Below are 20,219 nucleotides of genomic sequence, written 5' to 3' on the forward strand. Positions count from 1 at the left end.
CTTATTTTCCTTTTCTTCTTGATATTATTAGCTTATCGCTAGCCTTTTTACGGCGAGTCTTAGCACCTTTAGTTGGTTTACCCCAAGGTGTAACTGGGTGACGACCTGAGTTCTTTTTACCCTCACCACCACCATGTGGGTGATCTACTGGGTTCATTGCACTACCACGAGTTTGTGGGCGAATACCTCTATGTCTATTGCGTCCTGCTTTACCGATTGTAACGTTAGCCCAATCTTCATTACCAACTTCACCAATACTAGCCATACATTCAGCTAATACTCTTCTCATTTCACCTGATTGTAAGCGAACGATTACATATTTTTCTTCTTTACCCATTAATTGAGCAAAAGAACCTGCTGAACGAATCATTTGTCCACCTTTACCTGGTTTTAACTCAAGGTTATGGATAATTGTACCTACAGGAATTGATTTTAATTTCATAGCATTTCCTGGTTTAATATCTAAACCTTCAGCAGCTGAACAAACAATGTCATTTACTGCTAAACCACGAGGTTGGATAATATATCTTTTTTCACCATCTTTATAAGCAATTAATGCAATACGGCAATTTCTGTATGGGTCATACTCAATAGCTTCTACACGACCTTCAATTCCAAATTTATTTCTTTTGAAATCAATGATACGATATAGTTTTTTAGCACCTGCTTCTTTATGGCGACTTGTTATTCTTCCGTTGTTATTTCTACCTGCTGCAGCTGGAAGTTTTACAAGTAATGAGCGAACACTAGCTTTTGCTGTAATATCATCGCTACTTACACCTGTAATATATCTTCTGCTTGGGGTATATGGTTTATAAGTTTTAATAGCCATCTTAGCCTTCCTTATTCTCTAAACTAGCACCCTCAGGTAGCTTTACATAAAACTTTTTAAAGTCACTTCTTTGGCCTTCAATTCCTCTAAATCTTTTAACTTTTCCATCCATTCTTAATGAATTTATTTTTAAAGGAACGATACCAAAATATTCTCTTAACACTTGCTTTAGACCATTTTTTGTCATTTTAGGGCTAGCTTGAATAACTACTACACCACTTTCTTGAAGGCCTAAAGTTTTTTCTGTATAAACTATATTTTTTATATCTGTGATATCAGCCATCTTAGCCCTCTTTCGTAATTGATGCTAAAGCATCTTTTTCAATAATAACTGAGTTAAATATACTTAATAAATAAGCATTTACTTCAGTAATATCAACAACATAACAATTTGCAAGATTTCTAAATGCTAATAATGTTTTTTCATCTAATAATGATTTAACTATTAAAGCATCTTTAACACCTATTTTATTAATCATAGCTCTTGCATCTTTTGTTTTACCACTTTCAATAACTATATTATCTACTGCAAATATTGCGTTTGCATTTGCTTTATCAGCTAAAGCTCTTTCAAATGCTAATCTCTTTTGCTTTTTATTTACTTTTTGAAAATAGTTTCTATTATTTGTTGGACCAAATGCAACTGCACCACCTACCCATACGTTAGTTCTAGTTGAACCTGCACGAGCACCGCCACGACCTTTTTGTCTCCATGGTTTTTTACCACCACCGCTAACATCACTTCTACCTTTAGTATGAGCTGTATTTGCTCTCATGCTAGCTTGATATGATTTTACATATAAATAAAGGTTATGAGGATTTACTTCAGCGTATCTTGCTGGTAAATCAAGCTCGCTAGCTTTTTCAAATTTATCGTTTAATACGCATACTTTCATTTTACAATCCTTACTTTACCCATTGCACCATTATAACCTGCAACGCTACCTTTTAATACTAAAACACCATTTTCAGCGTCAAATGAAACAACTTCATTTTTAACAGTAACTAATTCATTACCAAAATGACCCGCCATTTTGCGTCCTTTTTGAACACGACCTGGCCACTCGCGGTTACCTATAGAACCTGAGCGTCTGTGAAAACGGCTACCATGACTTGCTGGACCACCTGCAAATCCGTGTCTTTTAATAACACCTGCAAAACCTCTACCTTTTGAATTAAAGCTTACTTTTAAAACTTTTGCTTCAGCTAAAGGTGTAGTGTCAATGTCACCTGCTTCTTTATTTGCTACTTCTAAACTAGCAAATTTGTTAAACTCTGCACTTAGGCTGTATTTTTTTTGCTGACCTGCTATGCACTTGTTTTGATGTTTACCTTGTGCGTAAGCAACGATAGCTTTACCATCTTTAAGTTCGCAAACTTTTGTTTTTACTAACTTAAGTAATGTTACAGGAGTGCTAGATGTGTTAATTGTTCTACTCATTCCGATTTTTTCAACAATATATTCCATACTCTATCCTTACTTGCCCATTGCACGAACTTCAACATTAACTTCTGGTGCCAAATCAAGCTTTGTTAAGCTATCAACGGTGTCAGTAGTAGCAGCCAAAATATCAATCATACGAGCGTGAATTCTCATTTCAAATTGTTCTCTTGAATCTTTATTGATGTGCGGAGATCTTAAAACGGTATAACGCTTTATTTTTGTAGGCATTGGCACTGGACCTCTAATTTCAGCACCAGTTCTCTTAACGGCTTCAACAATTGCCGCAACTGTACGATCTAGAACCCTATGGTCATAAGCTTTTAACTTTAACCTAATTCTTTCCATAATTTTTCCTTTTAAAAGAACTCGTTGGCATTTAAGCCAACCCATTAAAGAACATGTGATAAGTATCACAAAAACTAAAATAGGTTCGCAAGTGTATTTAATATAAGTTTATTTGTCAAGAAAAAATATAAAATTCTACATATTTTTATCTTTTTTAAAGAGATAAAATAATATATATCTTATTTTTTAAATTCGTTAAAATAATAAAATTATTTTTTTTCAAACTTTTTAATCAAAATTGTTACATTTAGTAATAAATTTATAAGAATAATATGATATTTTATGTTTTGATTAATAATAATTAAAAATTCAAATTGCAAAAAATTATAATACAATTATAAAATTAAACTAAATAGGAGAAATTATGATTAGTAAAGTTTTAATAGCCAATAGAGGCGAAATTGCTGTTCGTATAGTCCGTGCATGTAGAGATTTGCACATTAGAAGTGCTGCAATTTATACTAAACCTGACGAAAGCTGTCTTCATGTAAAAATAGCAAGTGAGGCACACTGTGTAGGCGATGATCCTATAAAAGGCTATCTTGATGCAAAAAAAATTGTAGAAACTGCACTAGAGTGTGGGGCTGATGCTATACACCCTGGCTATGGTTTTTTAAGTGAAAACTATGAATTTGCAAAAATGGTTGAAGATGCTGGATTGATTTTTATTGGCCCTAAAGCTGAAGTAATTAGACAAATGGGTAATAAAAATATAGCTAGAGAATTAATGAAACAAAATGGTATTCCTATTGTTCCTGGAACTGACCCTTTAAATAAATGCACGATGGATGAGATTAAGGATATGGCTGAAAAAATAGGCTATCCTGTAATCCTAAAAGCAAGTGGTGGTGGTGGTGGTCGTGGTATTCGTGAAGTTTGGAGAGAAGAAGATATGCAAATGGCTTATGAATCTTGCACTAGAGAAGCTAAAGCATACTTTAATAATGAAGAAGTTTTCATGGAAAAATTAATTGTTAATCCACGACATATTGAATTTCAAATTTTAGGTGATAACTATGGTAATATCATACATTTATGCGAAAGAGATTGCTCAATTCAAAGACGCCATCAAAAAATAATTGAAATCGCACCATGCCCTTCTATCAGTGAAAATTTAAGAAAAGTTATGGGTGTTACTGCAGTTGCTGCTGCAAAAGCCGTTAAATATTCTAATGCTGGAACTGTTGAATTTTTGCTAGATGATTATAATAGATTTTATTTTATGGAAATGAATACAAGAATTCAAGTAGAACATGGGGTAACTGAGGAGATAACAGGTACTGATTTAGTTGTAAGACAAATTAGAATTGCTTCTGGTGAAATTTTAGATTTAGAACAAAGCGAGATTAAACCTCGTGGTTTTGCAATAGAAGCAAGGATTACAGCCGAAAATGTTTGGAAAAATTTCATACCAACTCCTGGAACAGTAACTGAATACTACCCAGCATTAGGACCATCAGTAAGGGTTGATTCTCACCTATATAAAGATTATAAAATACCACCTTATTTTGATTCTTTGGTTGCAAAATTGATAGTGAAAGCTACAAGTTATGACTTAGCTGTAAATAAATTAGAAAGAGCATTAGAAGAATTTACCATAAAAGGATTTAGAACTATTATTCCATTTTTGCTCTCTATTTCAAAAAGTCGTGAATTTAGAAGAGGTTTTTTTGATACCAGCTATGTTGAAAAAAATATAGAAAAAATATTAGAAAATACTAACGACCCAGATGAAAATCGCAAAGATGAAATAATAGCAGCAATTAGTACAGCTATAAAAAAATACAGGGTTGACTAACAAAATAATAGCGATTAATTTCGCTATTATTTTATAATTTTATTAGTAATACTAAAAATATTTATTATAAAATTTATTTTTTCACAATTTTAATACAAAAAATGCAAAATATTTATTATAAAAAATAATTTTTTGTTACTAATATTCTCAATTATAATTAAAAAAATATATTGTTTAATTTTATTAAGTAATTGTAAAGTTTAATTCATTAAATTTTTTGAAATTTGAATGTATTTCAAAATACAAAAGGGGAGGCTTATAATGGCTAAAAAATATATAGATATTATGGATACAAGTTTTCGTGATGGGTTTCAATCAGTTTATGGTGCTAGAGTTTTAATGAAAGATTTTTTCCCAGCATTAGAAGCTGCAAAAGAAGCTGGAATTACGCATTTTGAATTTGGTGGTGGAGCAAGATTTCAAAGTCTTTATTTTTATACAAATGAAGATGCATTTGTTATGATGGATAAATTCCGTGAAATAGTAGGAAAAGATGCAAATCTTCAAACACTTGCTCGTGGAGTAAATACCGTAACACTTGATACTGGTAGTCGTGAAATTATAGATTTACATGCAAAAATGTTTGCAAAACACGGGACTACTACAATTAGAAATTTTGATGCTTTAAATGATGTGGAAAATTTAAAATATAGTGGTGAAAGAATAGTTCATCATGGTCTAAAACACGAGATAGTTGTAACAATGATGGATTTACCTACAGGCTGTAAAGGTGCACACGATGCTGCATTTTACGAAAAAACATTAAAAGAAATTTTAAAAGCTAATATCCCATTCCACAGTGTTTGTTTTAAAGATGCTTCAGGAACAAGTAATCCACAAAAAGTATATGAAACAATAAAAATGGCTAGAAAAGTATTGCCAGAAAATACTCACATTAGGCTTCACACACATGAAACCGCTGGGGTTAGTATAGCGTGCTATTTAGCAGCGCTTGAAGCTGGTGTTGATGGAATTGACCTTGCAGCAGCTCCTGTTAGTGGTGGAACTAGCCAACCTGATATTCTTACAATGTTACATGCTGTAAAAGGTAAAAATTATGATTTAGGTGGTCTTGAAGAAGAAAAAATCTTAAAATATGAAGAAGTATTCAAAGATTGCATGAAAGATTATTTTATGCCACCTGAGGCTACACAAGTTAGTCCATTAATACCATTTTCTCCAATGCCTGGTGGAGCACTAACAGCAAATACTCAAATGATGAGAGACAATAATGTTTTAGATAAATTCCCAGATGCAATTAAAGCTATGCGTGAAGTAGTAGAAAAAGGTGGCTATGGTACAAGTGTAACTCCTGTTAGTCAATTTTATTTTCAACAAGCATTTAACAATGTAATGTTTGGTAAATGGAATAAAATTGCTGACGGATACGGTAAAATGGTTTTAGGATATTTCGGAAAAACTCCTGTAGCTCCAGACCCTGAGATTGTGAAATTAGCTGCTAAACAATTAAATTTAGAACCAACAACTGAAAAAGCCATAGATATTGCTGATAAAGATGAAACAAAATCTTTAAAATACACACAAGCTATTCTTGAAAAAGAAGGTATTTCTGTAACTGATGAAAATTTATTTATAGTGGCAGCATGTAAAGAAAAAGGTTTAGCATTCTTAAAAGGTGAAGCTAAAGTTAATGTTAGAAAAATTTCAGATATGCCAAAAGAAAATCCTACAAAAAAAGGTGGTTCAAATTTTTACTCAGTTGTAGTTAATGGTAATAATTATAATGTAGAAATTTCAGAAGGCAAAGATAACTTTAGTGTAAAAAGTGTAAAACCTATAGCAAACGAATCTAAAGAAAACAGTGGAGTTTCTAAAAAGGCAGTGGTTTCAACTGGTGAAAAAAGTGTGTTATCATCAATTCCTGGAAATGTATTTAAAGTGTTAGTAAAAGTTGGTGATAATGTAAAAGCAGGACAAGAGCTGTTTATACTTGAAGCTATGAAGATGGAAATACCTGTAGAATCACCTAGTGATGGTATTATTGAAGAAATATTTGTAAAACAAGGTGAAACGGTAGATAGTGAACAAGTATTAGCTAATTTAAAATAAAAAAATCGTGGTAGACACCACGATTTTTAATATTCTCTAAATATTAACTTTTTATTAATTAAATTATGTAATTATTTAATATAAATTTATTTAAGGAGTATTAATGAAAAAAATATTTGTTTTAATTGCTTTTTTATTTGTAGCTTGTAAAGATACAGCTGATGATTTAGGTAACAAACTTGGTAGTGCAATTAGTAATGGAAATTTTAACAAACTTGAAAAACTACTTGATTATTCTTATAACATAGAAAAAGCTGCTCACATAAATGACGAACCAAGAGCTAAAGAGGGGATGAAACTACTGGCAAGTTTTATTAATAATTATGAATATTTTGTAATTGGAGAAGAAAATAATCCAACTTTAGCAATAATCTTTGAAATGGTTAATGGTAAAAAAATTAGTCATGAATTAGACTTAATAAAACAAAATGGTGAATACAAAATTAAGTTTAGAAGTATTGAAGAACTTCTTAGAAAATTAGAATACACAACTGAAAATATGGCTAATAAAGAGCTAGAAATTTATGAAAATTTATTAAATGACCTAAGAAATTATTATTATATAAATAATATGTGGGATAAAGATGTATCTAAAATGACAAGCATTAAGGCAAAAGGTAATACTATCAAAATTGGAAATAAAAAAACTTGCCTAAAAGTAAATGTAAACTCTGAAAAATTAGAATTAAAGCTCAAACTTGAAAATAAAAATAATGCATTTTGTAAAGCTAGCTTTGGTTCTGAAAAATTCAAAAAATTAAGTCTTAGAAACAATAATTTAAGCTTTGATAAGACAATAAATATAATTTGGGATGAGTAAAAAGCTAAGGGTTTTATAACCTTTAGCAAATAAATTTCTAATTCATATGCATAGTTAAACTAAAAAATGACTCTTATGTAAATTATTATAAAATGTTCTAATAAAATATAAACAATAAGTAATTTATAACAATATATACTCATATCAAAAATAAATTTAATAACAAATGCATTAAAAAATAATAAGGTTTTTAAACCTTATTATCAAAATAATACAAATAATTTATTTTAAATTTTCAAGTCTTTTCCAAGTTGTAATTACACTATCAGGGTTAAGCGACATTGAAACTATCCCTTGTCTTTTTAACCATACAGCTAAATCAATATGATCACTTGGTCCTTGACCACAAATTCCAACATATTTATTTGCTTTTTTACAAGCTTTAATTGCTCGTTCTAACATAAATAATACAGCCTCATCCCTTTCATCAAAATCAGCTACTAAAATATCCATTCCACTATCTCTATCAAGCCCTAAAGTAAGCTGAGTCATATCATTACTACCTATGCTAAACCCATCAAAAAATTCTAAAAACTCATCACATAAAATAGCATTAGATGGCACTTCACACATCATAATAACTCTTAAACCATTTACCCCACGCTTTAAACCATTTTTACTAAGTAAATTTATAACTGAACTAGCCTGAGAAATAGTCCTTACAAAAGGTACCATAATCTCAATATTATTAAGCCCCATCTCATCTCTTGCTATTTTTAAAGCTTCACACTCCATTTTAAAACATTCAGCGAAATTTGGTGCTAAATACCTACTAGCTCCACGAAATCCTAACATAGGGTTTTCTTCATTTGCTTCGTAAAATTCACCGCCTATTAATTTTCTATATTCATTTGTTTTAAAATCACTAAGGCGTATTATTACAGGTTTAGGGTAAAACGCAGCTGCTATTGTTGATACACCTTCTGCTAATTTATTTACGAAAAACACTCTTGCATTGTCATAACCCTTTATAGCATTTTCTATTTTTAGTTTTAAATCATCATTCACATTAGGATAATCTAAAATAGCGTTTGGATGAATTCCTATATGGTTATTTATAATAAATTCAAGCCTAGCAAGACCAACGCCATCATTTGGCATTTGAGAAAATTTAAAAGCAAGTGCAGGGTTACCAACATTCATCATAATTTTTACGCCAGCATCACCTAATTTTTCATCACTTTGTTCAACTGTTTCAAATTTTAAAGCACCCTCATAAACCCTACCTTCATCTCCATGAACACAACTAACACTTACGATTTCTCCATCTTTTAAAATATCAGTTCCATTTCCTGTTCCAACAACCGCACCTATACCTAACTCTCTTGCTATGATTGCAGCATGACAAGTTCTACCACCACGATTTGTTACAATTGCGGCTGCTTTTTTCATAACTGGTTCCCAGTTTGGATCAGTCATATCAGTAACTATAACATCACCAGCATTAACACGATTAATTTCACTAATATCTTTGATAATTTTTACAGTTCCAACGCTTATCTTTTGACCTATCGCACGACCTGTTATTAATATTTTTCCATCATCAATTAATTTATAATTTAATTCTTTTTTACCTTGGGATTTAACAGTTTCAGGTCTTGCTTGTAAAATATAAATTTTACCATCTACTCCATCGAGCCCCCATTCAATATCCATAGGTCTTTGATAGTGCTTTTCAATAATCATTGCATATCTTGCTAATTCTTCAATTTGCTCATCATTTAAACTAAATTTATCTTGTAATTGTTTAGGAACTTCTACTACTTTTACAGCATTTTCACCTTTTTTACGCTCATCTTTAAATTCCATTTTTATTAGTTTTGAACCTATTTTTTTAGATATAATTGCTTTATTATCATTATTTAAAGATTCTTTAAAAACATAAAATTCATCAGGATTAACAGCACCTTGAACTACACACTCTCCAAGTCCATAAGATGAAGTTATAAAAACAACTCCTTTAAAGCCACTTTCAGTATCTAAACTAAACATAACTCCAGAGCTTCCTTTATCACTTCTTACCATTCTTTGCACTCCAGCACTAAGTGCTACATTAGAATGTGAAAAACCTTTATGTACACGATAAGATATTGCTCTATCATTGTAAAGAGAAGCAAAAACAAGTTTAATTTTATCTAAAACATCATTAAGTCCTGCAACATTTAAAAATGTTTCCTGTTGTCCAGCAAATGAAGCATCTGGCAAATCTTCGGCTGTTGCTGATGAACGAACAGCAAATGTTCCTTTACCATCTATATCTAATTTTTCATAGTATTCTTTTATTTCATTTTCAAATTCAGGACGAAAATTAGCATTTTCCACCATTTCCCTAATTTTAGCCCCTGCTTTAGCTAAATCATCAACATTATCAGCATTTAAATCTTTTAAAATATCATTAATTTTTTTATCTAAATCATTATATTCTAAAAAATCTCTAAAAGCCTCAGCTGTTGTAGCAAAACCATCTGGAACACGCACACCACTAGAACTTAGCTGGGTAATCATTTCTCCTAAACTAGCATTTTTTCCACCTACTACTTCTACATCACTCATTCTAACTTTATTGAAAGGTAAAATATATTTCATTATCAGCTCCTAACTTTAAATATTTTAATTCTATAATAAAAGCATAAATTTAATATTATTTTATAATTTTCTTATTATTTTATAAGTAAAATGAATTAAAAAAAAGGGATAATATGCAACGCAAAAAACAAAAAACAGTATTTTTTATAAGTGATGGGACAGGTATTACAGCTGAAACATTTGCACATTCTGTATTGGTTCAATTTGACGAAGCCTATGAATTTAAACAAATTAGAGAACCATTCATAAATTCTGAAGAAAAAGCAATAAGTGTAGCTTTAAAAATTAATGAAATATCAAAAAAAGAAGGAGAACCACCACTTGCATTTAGCACATTAATCCATAATAATGTTGCATCTCATATAAAATTGGCTAATTGTATTTTTATTGATTTATTAGAACCTTTCGTTAGCTTAATATCAAATAAACTTAATGTTAAACCGACAATAAGAGATAATTTATTAAGAGCAAATCCCACTAGTAAAAATTATCAGGATAGAATCGAAGCTATAAATTTCACTCTTGAACACGACGATGGACAATTTGTCTATGCGCTTGAACATGCTCAAATTATTTTAATAGGAGTATCAAGGTCAGCAAAAACACCAACTAGCTTATATTTAGCTATGCAATATGGAATAAAAGTTGCAAATTATCCACTAACACCAGATGATTTTAAAGCTTGTGCTTTGCCAAGTGCTTTGCATCCACATAAAGATAAACTTTTTGGACTTAGTATTGACCCTTATCGTTTGAGTGAAATTAGAAATGAACGAATGCCAAATTCAGAATATGCAAGTTTGATAAACTGTAAAAATGAAGTAAAAGATGCTGAATTTTTAATGAAAATTAATCAAATTCCATATATTAATATTACTAATAAAAGTATTGAAGAAGTTACAACCTTATTGCTTGATATACTTGATATACACAATTAATATATGTTTTAACTTTTTAAATAAGTTTAAAATAATATTTTGTTCTTTTATCATTTTATTTTCTACAATTTTTATGTTTTTATTATATATTGTAAGACCTGATGGGATAAAAGAACGATTGATTTTTTTATCATTTATATAAAAATACCCTTTAGTATTAGTTTTTATAAATTTAATATTATTATAAATTAGATTTCCATTATCAAATATCTCTAATAATTCATTAAATCTACTATTTCTATTTGTAATAAATTTAAAATTTTGTTCTAAACAAGAAAAATAAAAATTAATCTCTTTATCTAAATCAAAATCTATTTTATTTTGCCGAAATAATCTATTTGTTTTTATAGTTTTTACATTAAAATTATATTTGAATTTACAATTTTTTGCTTTTAATATCAAAAAATCATCATTAAATCCAAATTTAATAATCCTAGTTTTAATATTTAAAAAATATCTTAAATCGCTTCTTAAAAAACCACAGGCTATAATTTTTGAATTCTTAGGAAATTTATAAAAATTATTAAAAAAACTTATGTTTTCTACGAAAATATAATCAAAAAAATTAATTTTATATATATTTTTTAACGCTTTTTCATTAAAAATATTACAATAAAAAATATTATCATTTAAATTTAAAGTATCATCATTTGATATATACAAAATTTTATATTTATAACTAAGATAATTTGCTAATTCTTTTAATAAAATTTCAATTTCGCTTTGATTAGAAAATATATAAAATCCATCATAATAATTATCAAAAATATTATTTAATGATGGATTTTCAAACATTAAAGTTTTTTAACGCATTCTTCAATAATATTAGCACTTCTTGGCTCAACCAAACGCTCGCAAACCTCAACACCATCTTTTAAAAATAATATCGTAGGAATATGTCTAATTCCCATTGTATCACGGATTTTTTCATCTTCATCAACATCAACTTCAAAAAAATTAATATTTTCATATTTTTTTGAAAGTTCTTCTAAAATCGGCTTTGCAAAACGACAATCCCTGCACCAATCAGCACCAAAACTAACAACACAACTCCCACTTAAACAACTATTATAATCACTAAAATTTATCTTTTTCATTCTACTTCCTTTATAAATGTATCTTTGTTTAAATTTTTTAACTCACTATCTGTACATACAGCAGCTATCATAGCACCATTAACATTACTCATAGTTCTTATCATATCTATTATAGGGTCAATTGCTAAAATTACACCTAAAATATAGAAATTTTCACCTAAACCAAGCCCTGTAATCATAATAGATGCAGCAACTATAGCAATACCAGGTATTCCAGCTATACTTAAGGCTCCTATTATAGTGATAATAGCTACTAAAACAAAATATGAAAAATCTATATTAATATTAAGACTTTGCAACATAAATGCTGCTACTAAACCCACATAATACCCAGCACATCCACTCATACCTATGGTAGCACCTAATCCAGCTACAAAATTTGAACTACTTTCACTAACACCTAATTTAGTATGAAGTGTATTTATAGTAACAGGCAAAACACCAGCCGAACTTCTTGATGTAAAAGCTAATAATAAATTTTCAAAAACTTTTTTATAAAATATAATTGGTGAAAGTTTATGTAACAATAAAATAACAGAAAAAACAACAATCATTAATAAACCGCTTAAATATGTTAATAATATAAACAAACCAGCTTCTTTAATGGCTGCAAAACCATTTGATATTAATGTATTTGATACCATAGCAACTACTGCATATGGCATTAATTTAATTATATCTTTTACTATTTCCATAATTATCTTATTTATAAATTCAATTAAATTTTTATATGTATTAAAAACATTTGCATATTCATTATTTTTACTGATTTTTCTAGCCGTTAATGAAAATAAAAAAGCTACTAAAATAACGCCTACTATGTTATTTGATGACATTGACGATATTATATTATTTGGCATTAAACCTAGCAAAATTTCACTTAATGCCCTACTTTCTTTTAAAGTCTTATCAACTTGAACTATATTATTACTACCTAAATCAAATAATATACCTAAACTAAGTCCTATTATACTAGCAATAACAGTTGTAAAAAGTAACCAAAAAACACTCCTGCTTAATAATGATGAAACTTTAATATCATTATCTAACTTTAACAAAGAAGATGAAATTCCAAAAAATACTATAGGTATTATCATTAATTTTAACAAACTTATGAAAATACTAACTACGAACGAATACCATATTTTAACTTGTTCTAACCATAAAACTAATTTATAATTTTCTGGAAAATCTGCTATATATTGTGCTATACAACCTAAAAAAACACCAAATATTAAAGCTAAAAACATTCTTTTTGAAAATTTAATCGTATATGATAATTTGTATAGCCAAAAACAAAGCAAAAAATAAACAGTAATAAATACTAAAGCCAAGGGTTCTGATAAATTAAAAAAATTAATAAAAAAATTTTCCATATAACTTCCCATAATCAAAATAAAGGAGTTATAATATCTTATTTTAATTAAATCTTAGAAATTTTAAAATAAATATAAAAATAGAATAAAAATGGCGCGGCGGACGGGGCTCGAACCCGCGACCTCCGGCGTGACAGGCCGATATTCTAACCAGCTGAACTACCGCCGCAACCAAATTAAAAGGAATGGTGGTCGCTATAAGACTCGAACTTATGACATCCACCTTGTAAGGGTGGCGCTCTACCAACTGAGCTAAGCGACCAAATGGTGTCCTGTGTTGGATTCGAACCAACGGCCCCCTCATTAAAAGTGAGATGCTCTACCTGCTGAGCTAACAAGACATATTATTTTAAAAGCTGTGATAATACAATAAAATTTATAACTTGTCAAGAGAAAAATATATTTATTGAAGTATTTATTTTATAAATAAACAATAATTATATAAATTATTTAAAATATAAAAATTTAAATTATAAACAATTATAAAAATTAGTATATCTTAAATTTTATTTTTAAATTAATTAAATTATGGCATAAAATAAATTTATATTTTAAAAATCAATTATAGTGTTGCTAAATATTGATTATAAAAATTCAATCTATAATTTAAAGCTTTTAAATTTACCTTAATAACTTTTTTATTTATTAAAAATTTATCTTATATGACAAATATAATAATTTATATATTTTATATAACTTTTAATATTGTTGAAAATTTTTTAAATTAATTACATCTTATTTTTTTATTTATCCTAATACTTTCAATAACACATCATTACAATTTATATATTTTAAACATTGCTTTATAATTAGACAATAAAAAATAATTTAAAATTAAACTTAACTAATTTTAAATTATTACAGTTGTTATTACATATAAAATAAAATTAAATTTATGTATTATTTTGTATATATTTTATAGAATAAATCAAATCTTCATCAGAAATATTATTAAGAAACCAAGATATATACTGTGGCTCTTTTGTACATACCTCCTCTATACTTTTACCTTTATGCTTACCGAATGGAAATTTATCTAAAAGCAATGGCTTTTTAGTAATCTCGCATAAATCATCATAGGTATTATTTACTAATAATTTATCAAGTAATAATTTCATAATTAAAACATCGCCTATTGCATTATGTGCTTTTATGCTAACACCTATATTATTTGCTTCATCTTTCTCATATTTATAAAGTTCTAAAAAATATCTCAAATATTGCAATCTATGTGCTGTTATGTTTGGAAAAATAGCTCTTGCACATTTATATGTATCAATTAGTTTATAATTATTTTTAAATCCTTCTTTTTCCAACATTCCTAAATCAAATTTAATATTATGTGCAATTAAATAATTATCATTTACATTATGTTTTTCTAAAAAATTAGCAAATTCAGTATCTAAAAAATAAGGTTTATTTTTTATCATATCAGGTGTTATATTGTGAACTTCCATAGCCTCATAAGAAATTTCCACATCACTTTTACATAATTCATCAAACACTAAAACATTTTTTTCTTTAATATTATCAAATAAATTTTCACAGTATTCTTCAATATTTTTAGTGTATTTTTCACTATCATAAACCAAAGCTCCAACTTGTATTATCCTATCTTGTTCACCGTTTCCGGTAGTTTCTGTATCAAATAATATATACTTCATATTTAATCCTTTAATTTCTTTTTTATACCATTATCATCAATATTAACATAAACAAATTGTCCTTGTGCTACAAGATTAATTGTTCTTTTTCTTTCAACAAAAACATCAATATTAACATCAATAGATGTATTTCCAATTTTATTTATATTAGCAAAAATTTTAACCAAATCACCTAAAAAAATAGGTGCTTTAAATACAATATTTGCTGATATTGTAACTAATTTGTCATTTGTAATTTCTTTTGCTGCAACAGCTCCAGCCAAATCCATTTGACTCATAATTCAACCACCAAAAACACTTCCTTGTGAATTCAAATCACAAGGCATAGGTACCAATATTAATTTTGCATCTTTATTTTCTATCATTATAATTTCCTAAGTTTGTTTCACATGAAACATAATTAATCATTAAATTAGTTATATAATTTCTAACAAATCTAACTAAAATTATATAATTATAAATTATTTTAATTTTAAAAATTTAATTCTATTAAGTAAAATTAAGTTTCACGTGAAACATTATTTTTTCTTTTCATTGATTATGATAAAAATCATTCCAATAATTCCACCAATGCAAACCACACCCATAAATAAATATTGAAATATATCTAATCCATTCATTTAATTGCTCCTAAAAATTCATTTTCTATATCATCATTAAAAAAATCATAATCTTGATTTTTATAAGTAAATTTTAATCTTGCAGAATGAAGACAAAGCCTACTTGCTCCACAAAGTTCTTTTATATTTGATATCTTCTTATCTAAAATATCTCTTGCTTGTTTGTTAGTAAGTCCATACAAATTATCCCCTGCGATTTTATTTCCTACATAATGCAAATGCACCCTTAATTGATGTTGTCTTCCTGTTAGTGGAATTGCTTTTAAAAGTGTATATTTAGGATAATTTTTGATAACTATAAATTCAGATTGTGAAATCTTGCCATCTACACAAACTTGCATTTTATTTTTTAAATCATCATCATTTTTAAGTCTTGCACTAACACAAAAATCATTTTTAATATTACCACATACTAATGCTAAATATTCTTTGTGTATTTTTTGTTTTGCAAAAAGCTCTTTTAATTCTTTATTGGCAGTTTTTGTTTTAGCTACCATTATAAGACCACTTGTAGCAGCGTCAAGTCTATGAGCTACACTTGCATTTTCTCCATATTTTTGCCAAATTTCATCATTTAAAGAATACTCACAATTTCTTCCATTAGGATGTGATAAAACTCCGCTTGGTTTATTAAAAATTGCAAAATATTCATTTTCAAAAATTGGTTTTAAATTATTACTAACGCATTCATAAATTAGTAAATAATATTCTCCACAAATAATAGAATTCTTTTTACATATTTCAATATCAGTTAAATTTATTTCTTCTATATTTAAAGTATTTTCTAGCTTTTTACTAACATTATTTTTAAAAATAATAACACGATTTTTATCACAAAATCTTTGTGCTTTTTTTAAATCGTAGTTTAAATTTTGCATAACTAATTGATAAACTTTTTTATTTTCTGTAGTAAAAAATTTTTTATATAAATATCCCACTCTTTTTAACCTTTATTATATATCTACTTATTATAATACATTCTTTTTTAAAATTCACAAAGGAAAAATAATCAATCATGAAGGTAGTAAAAAGAACAGGTAGAGTAGAAGAATTAGACATATCTAAGATTAAAAAATATACAACTTTAGCAACTGAAGGGCTTGATAATGTAAGCCAAAGTGAACTAGAAGTTGATGCTAAAATACAATTTAGAGATATGATAACTTCTGAAGAAATACAAAATACTTTAATAAAAACAGCAGTTGATAAAATAGATATAGATAGACCTAATTGGACTTTTGTAGCTGCGAGATTATTTTTATATGATTTATATCACAAAGTTAATCCACAAAAAGAATATGTGCATTTAAGAGAATATTTTGAGCGTGGAGAAAAAGCAGGAAGATTATTTTTAGGTCTTAAAGAAAAATATGACTTAGATGATTTAAATTCTTATATCAAACCTGAAAGAGATTTACAATTTACTTACTTAGGTATTAAAACCCTTTATGATAGATATTTAATTAAAGATAGCAAAGGTAATCCTATTGAATTACCACAACATATGTTTATGGCAATAGCTATGTTTTTAGCTCAAAACGAATTAAATAGGCAAGAATGGGCTAAGAAATTTTATGATTTAATAAGCAAGTTTGAAGTTATGTGTGCAACTCCAACTTTAAGTAACGCAAGAACAACAAGACACCAATTAAGCTCGTGTTATATCGGCTCAACCCCTGATAATATAGAAGGTATTTTTGATTCTTATAAAGAAATGGCTTTATTATCTAAATTTGGTGGTGGAATAGGCTGGGATTGGAGTAAGGTTCGTGCTATGGGTGGTAGTATAGACGGACATAAAAATGCAGCTGGTGGAATTATTCCATTTTTAAAAATCACAAATGACATTGCCGTAGCGGTTGATCAATTAGGCACAAGAAAAGGTGCAATATCTGTTTATATTGAGCCTTGGCATATGGATGTTTGCGATTTTATTGACCTTAGAAAAAATAGCGGAGAAGAAAGAAGAAGAGCTCACGAATTATTTCCTGCTTTATGGATAAATGATTTATTTATGAAAAGAATTGCTGAAAATGGAAAATGGACTTTATTTGACCCATTTGATACTCCACAACTTTGTGATTTATACGGAAAAGAATTTGAATTAGAGTATGAAAGACTTGAAAAAGATGAAAATATAGTAAAAGAAGTAATGGATGCAAAAGAGCTTTGGAAAAAGATTTTAACAAATTATTTTGAAAGTGGAATGCCGTTTTTATGCTTTAAAGATAATGCTAATAAAGCTAATCCAAATTCTCATTCAGGTCTTATTAGAAGTTCTAATTTATGCACAGAAATTTTTCAAAATACAGACCCAAATCATTATAAAATAAAAGCTACTTTTGAAGATGGTAGTATAAAGATTTATGAAGAAAATGATATTTTAACTCTTGATAATTCACAAGTAAAAACTGCAAAAAAATTAAGTAGCCTTGATACTTTAAATGGTAAAAAAGTTTATATAGTAGAAAAAGAATATGATGAAGGAAGAACCGCAGTTTGTAATCTAGCTAGTATAAATTTAAGTAAAATTAATAGTATAGAAGATATTAAAAGAGTAGTTCCAATAGCAATTAGAATGCTTGATAATGTAATTGAACTTAATTTTTATCCACACGCAAAAGTAAAAAACACTAACCTTAAATCTCGTGCAATAGGTTTAGGTGTTATGGGTGAAGCACAAATGTTAGCAGAAAAAGGAATAATGTTTGGGACTAATGACCACTTTGAATTAATTGATAAAATTATGGAAAATATATCTTACGAAGCTATAAGTGCAAGTAGTGATTTAGCAGTTGAAAAAGGTGTATATCCTGAATATGAAGGAAGTAATTGGAGTAAGGGAATTTTCCCTATTGATGTCGCTAACGATAATGCAAAAATGCTGACACTAGGAGATAATTTATTTAATCAATCAAATTGTGATTGGAATGATTTAAGAAAGAAAGTTAGTAAACAAGGTATGAGAAATGGCTATTTAATGGCAATAGCTCCAACTTCTAGTATATCAATTCTAGTTGGAACTACTCAAACAATTGAACCTGTATATAAAAGAAAATGGTTTGAACAAAACTTAAGTGGAATGATACCTAATGTTGTACCAAATCTAAGTCTTGATACCTGGCAATATTATGTTACAGCTTATGAGCTTGACCAAAGAGATTTAGTTCGTGCTGCTGCAATTCGCCAAAAATGGATAGACCAAGGACAAAGCTTAAATATATTTGTTAGTCTTGACAAAGCAAGTGGTGGGTATTTAAATAGTATTTATACATTAGCTCACTCACTAGGACTTAAATCTTGTTATTATCTAAGAAGTGAAAGTCCAGCAAGTGAACATCTAGATAATAAACCTGTCGATAGAAGCATTGAATGCGAAGGTTGTCAATGAAAATTAAATTATTTTAGGATATAATTAGCAAGATTATATCTTAAAAACAATTCATATATTATATTGATATTTATAGATTTTTCTAAATAACTAACAAGATTTAATTATATTTGTTATTTTCTTAGTTATTTTTATAATGTTAATTAAACTTTACTTTTATTATATTTTAGATTTATAGAACATAAGTTATTGTAATCTATCTATAATTGTGCAAGTGTTAGTAATTTAAAATAGATAACATTGTAACTATTAATAACCTTAAATACACTTGGAATTTTATAAACTATAGGTTCAACTTAACTCATTAATTAGATTACAAAATATTTAGTTTTACAATAACTTGTAAAACTAAAATAACGCATAAAGAAGAATTTGTAAAAAACTTAAATAAGATACAAAAAATAGTAAATGCCACAAAAGAGCAATTGTTCTAATACTTTATCTAATTAGTGTTTATGGTGGTTTAAATTCTTTTTATAAGTACTCAAAAGCTTATGAAAAAAATTTTAATTTACATTTATTTGGAAACGATAATAATATTGAAGAATGTCTAATAAGTTTATATGAAAGTAAAGTTCTACCTAATAAAATTTTTATATATTCTGATAATTTAGAGTTAGTAAAATAGTCTATAACATTTGTTGAAATCTGTGAAAAAAAGGAATATGAGATATTAAATAATAAAGATATTTTTATACAAGCAAAAAAATTAAATAAAAATGAATTAAAAAATATCAACGTTAAAAATATTCACAACCATTAAATATTTATAAAGAAAAAATTAATATATTATATACAAATTTATTTAAAGGAAAAAAATGAAAAAAGTATTTTTTATGTTATGTGCTACATTATTTTTGGTAGCTTGTGGTGGAGATAATCCTAAAGATATAGCTAAAAATTTTATTGAAAGTGCTTATAATGGCAAAGTTGAAAATATGATGAAGTACTTAGATGTCCCAGATAATCAAAAAGAAACCGCTAAAGGTAAATTATCTATGATGGTTTTAATGACAGCTGAAGCCACAAATAAAAAAGGTGGTATAAGCAATATTTCTATTATTGATATAACTGAAAATGATGAAAATGCAAATGTTACATTAAAAATAACATTTAAAGATAAAAGTGAAGCAAATGAAAATGTAAGATTATACAAAAAAGATAAAAAATGGTATGTAAAAATGTAAATTTTAATTTTTTTAAAATAATAGATGAAGTTTCACGTGAAACAATTTAGA

18 protein-coding genes and 3 tRNA genes are annotated in these 20,219 nt (G+C 27.7%); 6 read left to right on the forward strand and 15 right to left on the reverse strand.

The features are described 5' to 3' along the window. Window position 1: 1 nt before the first annotated feature. The 5 genes from rplB to rpsJ are packed head-to-tail and all read right to left on the reverse strand — an operon-like array spanning window position 2 to window position 2,621. The gene (rplB, locus tag NY022_RS02615; RefSeq protein WP_214116098.1) at window positions 2-832 is read right to left on the reverse strand and encodes a 50S ribosomal protein L2; all 831 of its coding nucleotides are present in this window, start codon (window positions 830-832) and stop codon (window positions 2-4) included. 1 nt (window position 833) lies between these two features. Next, entirely contained in the window at window positions 834-1,115 is a 282-nt protein-coding gene (locus NY022_RS02620; RefSeq protein ID WP_214116101.1) for a 50S ribosomal protein L23, read from the reverse strand. Between the two features lies 1 nt (window position 1,116). After that, window positions 1,117-1,728: a 50S ribosomal protein L4 gene (rplD, locus tag NY022_RS02625; RefSeq protein ID WP_214116103.1), complete on the reverse strand. Its 612-nt coding sequence runs from the start codon at window positions 1,726-1,728 to the stop codon at window positions 1,117-1,119. After that, window positions 1,725-2,300, reverse strand: a complete 576-nt coding sequence (rplC, locus tag NY022_RS02630; RefSeq protein ID WP_214116105.1) for a 50S ribosomal protein L3 — start codon at window positions 2,298-2,300, stop codon at window positions 1,725-1,727. Before rplC ends, rplD begins: the two co-directional genes overlap by 4 nt. A 9-nt stretch (window positions 2,301-2,309) precedes the next feature. After that, a complete protein-coding gene (gene rpsJ, locus NY022_RS02635; RefSeq protein ID WP_214116107.1) occupies window positions 2,310-2,621 on the reverse strand; it encodes a 30S ribosomal protein S10 in 312 nt (103 codons plus the stop codon). Window positions 2,622-2,985: 364 nt separating this feature from the next. On the opposite strand from rpsJ, the gene NY022_RS02640 reads away from it, so the two are divergent. From NY022_RS02640 to NY022_RS02650, 3 genes are all read left to right on the forward strand, one after another. After that, the gene (locus NY022_RS02640) at window positions 2,986-4,419 is read left to right on the forward strand and encodes an acetyl-CoA carboxylase subunit A (RefSeq protein WP_267523432.1); all 1,434 of its coding nucleotides are present in this window, start codon (window positions 2,986-2,988) and stop codon (window positions 4,417-4,419) included. Between the two features lie 261 nt (window positions 4,420-4,680). Beyond that, window positions 4,681-6,489 carry a biotin/lipoyl-containing protein gene (locus tag NY022_RS02645; RefSeq protein WP_267523433.1) on the forward strand — a complete coding sequence of 603 codons (1,809 nt, stop codon included), beginning with the start codon at window positions 4,681-4,683 and terminating at the stop codon, window positions 6,487-6,489. Between the two features lie 103 nt (window positions 6,490-6,592). Then, a complete protein-coding gene (locus NY022_RS02650; RefSeq protein WP_267523434.1) occupies window positions 6,593-7,309 on the forward strand; it encodes a hypothetical protein in 717 nt (238 codons plus the stop codon). Between the two features lie 222 nt (window positions 7,310-7,531). Here NY022_RS02650 and ppsA read toward each other — a convergent pair whose 3' ends face one another. Beyond that, the gene (ppsA, locus tag NY022_RS02655) at window positions 7,532-9,895 is read right to left on the reverse strand and encodes a phosphoenolpyruvate synthase (protein ID WP_267523435.1); all 2,364 of its coding nucleotides are present in this window, start codon (window positions 9,893-9,895) and stop codon (window positions 7,532-7,534) included. A 113-nt stretch (window positions 9,896-10,008) separates the two neighbouring features. Between ppsA and ppsR the strand changes: the two genes are divergently transcribed. After that, complete coding sequence (ppsR, locus tag NY022_RS02660) at window positions 10,009-10,833, forward strand: pyruvate, water dikinase regulatory protein (protein WP_267523436.1); 825 nt, start codon at window positions 10,009-10,011, stop codon at window positions 10,831-10,833. Here ppsR and NY022_RS02665 read toward each other — a convergent pair. From NY022_RS02665 to NY022_RS02705, 9 genes are all read right to left on the reverse strand, one after another. Then, the gene (locus tag NY022_RS02665) at window positions 10,801-11,628 is read right to left on the reverse strand and encodes a hypothetical protein (protein ID WP_267523437.1); all 828 of its coding nucleotides are present in this window, start codon (window positions 11,626-11,628) and stop codon (window positions 10,801-10,803) included. The two genes, ppsR and NY022_RS02665, sit on opposite strands and share 33 nt — an antisense overlap. Further along, complete coding sequence (locus NY022_RS02670; RefSeq protein ID WP_267523438.1) at window positions 11,628-11,930, reverse strand: thioredoxin family protein; 303 nt, start codon at window positions 11,928-11,930, stop codon at window positions 11,628-11,630. Before NY022_RS02670 ends, NY022_RS02665 begins: the two co-directional genes overlap by 1 nt. Further along, on the reverse strand, window positions 11,927-13,306 hold the full coding sequence (locus NY022_RS02675) for a cation:dicarboxylate symporter family transporter (RefSeq protein ID WP_267523439.1): 1,380 nt from the start codon (window positions 13,304-13,306) through the stop codon (window positions 11,927-11,929). Before NY022_RS02675 ends, NY022_RS02670 begins: the two co-directional genes overlap by 4 nt. Window positions 13,307-13,398: 92 nt before the next feature. After that, a tRNA-Asp gene (locus NY022_RS02680) sits at window positions 13,399-13,475 on the reverse strand. 17 nt (window positions 13,476-13,492) lie between these two features. Beyond that, a tRNA-Val gene (locus NY022_RS02685) sits at window positions 13,493-13,568 on the reverse strand. A 3-nt stretch (window positions 13,569-13,571) separates the two neighbouring features. Continuing rightward, window positions 13,572-13,647, reverse strand: a tRNA-Lys gene (locus NY022_RS02690). A 552-nt stretch (window positions 13,648-14,199) separates the two neighbouring features. After that, entirely contained in the window at window positions 14,200-14,970 is a 771-nt protein-coding gene (locus NY022_RS02695; RefSeq protein WP_267523440.1) for a 3'-5' exonuclease, read from the reverse strand. Window positions 14,971-14,972: 2 nt separating this feature from the next. After that, on the reverse strand, window positions 14,973-15,248 hold the full coding sequence (locus NY022_RS02700) for an acyl-CoA thioesterase (protein ID WP_267523441.1): 276 nt from the start codon (window positions 15,246-15,248) through the stop codon (window positions 14,973-14,975). A 338-nt stretch (window positions 15,249-15,586) separates the two neighbouring features. Then, window positions 15,587-16,468, reverse strand: a complete 882-nt coding sequence (locus NY022_RS02705; RefSeq protein ID WP_214150569.1) for an RluA family pseudouridine synthase — start codon at window positions 16,466-16,468, stop codon at window positions 15,587-15,589. A gap of 137 nt (window positions 16,469-16,605) precedes the next feature. Between NY022_RS02705 and NY022_RS02710 the strand changes: the two genes are divergently transcribed. Both NY022_RS02710 and NY022_RS02715 read left to right on the forward strand, forming a co-directional pair. After that, on the forward strand, window positions 16,606-18,981 hold the full coding sequence (locus tag NY022_RS02710; RefSeq protein ID WP_214116143.1) for a ribonucleoside-diphosphate reductase subunit alpha: 2,376 nt from the start codon (window positions 16,606-16,608) through the stop codon (window positions 18,979-18,981). A gap of 818 nt (window positions 18,982-19,799) precedes the next feature. Then, on the forward strand, window positions 19,800-20,168 hold the full coding sequence (locus NY022_RS02715; protein ID WP_267523443.1) for a DUF4878 domain-containing protein: 369 nt from the start codon (window positions 19,800-19,802) through the stop codon (window positions 20,166-20,168). Window positions 20,169-20,219: the final 51 nt, after the last annotated feature.

Source organism: Campylobacter sp. MG1, from assembly GCF_026616895.1.
Lineage (GTDB): Bacteria > Campylobacterota > Campylobacteria > Campylobacterales > Campylobacteraceae > Campylobacter_E.

Bases quoted from the DNA above. Each gene is read 5' to 3' on its own strand.
- NY022_RS02645 (WP_267523433.1), top strand. From the start codon at position 4,681: ATGGCTAAAAAATATATAGATATTATGGATACAAGTTTTCGTGATGGG.
- NY022_RS02620 (WP_214116101.1), bottom strand. From the start codon at position 1,115: ATGGCTGATATCACAGATATAAAAAATATAGTTTATACAGAAAAAACT.
- NY022_RS02695 (WP_267523440.1), bottom strand. From the start codon at position 14,970: ATGAAGTATATATTATTTGATACAGAAACTACCGGAAACGGTGAACAA.
- NY022_RS02715 (WP_267523443.1), top strand. From the start codon at position 19,800: ATGAAAAAAGTATTTTTTATGTTATGTGCTACATTATTTTTGGTAGCT.
- NY022_RS02675 (WP_267523439.1), bottom strand. From the start codon at position 13,306: ATGGAAAATTTTTTTATTAATTTTTTTAATTTATCAGAACCCTTGGCT.
- rpsJ (WP_214116107.1), bottom strand. From the start codon at position 2,621: ATGGAAAGAATTAGGTTAAAGTTAAAAGCTTATGACCATAGGGTTCTA.
- rplD (WP_214116103.1), bottom strand. From the start codon at position 1,728: ATGAAAGTATGCGTATTAAACGATAAATTTGAAAAAGCTAGCGAGCTT.
- ppsR (WP_267523436.1), top strand. From the start codon at position 10,009: ATGCAACGCAAAAAACAAAAAACAGTATTTTTTATAAGTGATGGGACA.
- NY022_RS02665 (WP_267523437.1), bottom strand. From the start codon at position 11,628: ATGTTTGAAAATCCATCATTAAATAATATTTTTGATAATTATTATGAT.
- NY022_RS02710 (WP_214116143.1), top strand. From the start codon at position 16,606: ATGAAGGTAGTAAAAAGAACAGGTAGAGTAGAAGAATTAGACATATCT.
- NY022_RS02700 (WP_267523441.1), bottom strand. From the start codon at position 15,248: ATGAGTCAAATGGATTTGGCTGGAGCTGTTGCAGCAAAAGAAATTACA.
- NY022_RS02670 (WP_267523438.1), bottom strand. From the start codon at position 11,930: ATGAAAAAGATAAATTTTAGTGATTATAATAGTTGTTTAAGTGGGAGT.
- ppsA (WP_267523435.1), bottom strand. From the start codon at position 9,895: ATGAAATATATTTTACCTTTCAATAAAGTTAGAATGAGTGATGTAGAA.
- NY022_RS02705 (WP_214150569.1), bottom strand. From the start codon at position 16,468: ATGCAAAATTTAAACTACGATTTAAAAAAAGCACAAAGATTTTGTGAT.
- rplC (WP_214116105.1), bottom strand. From the start codon at position 2,300: ATGGAATATATTGTTGAAAAAATCGGAATGAGTAGAACAATTAACACA.
- NY022_RS02650 (WP_267523434.1), top strand. From the start codon at position 6,593: ATGAAAAAAATATTTGTTTTAATTGCTTTTTTATTTGTAGCTTGTAAA.
- NY022_RS02640 (WP_267523432.1), top strand. From the start codon at position 2,986: ATGATTAGTAAAGTTTTAATAGCCAATAGAGGCGAAATTGCTGTTCGT.
- rplB (WP_214116098.1), bottom strand. From the start codon at position 832: ATGGCTATTAAAACTTATAAACCATATACCCCAAGCAGAAGATATATT.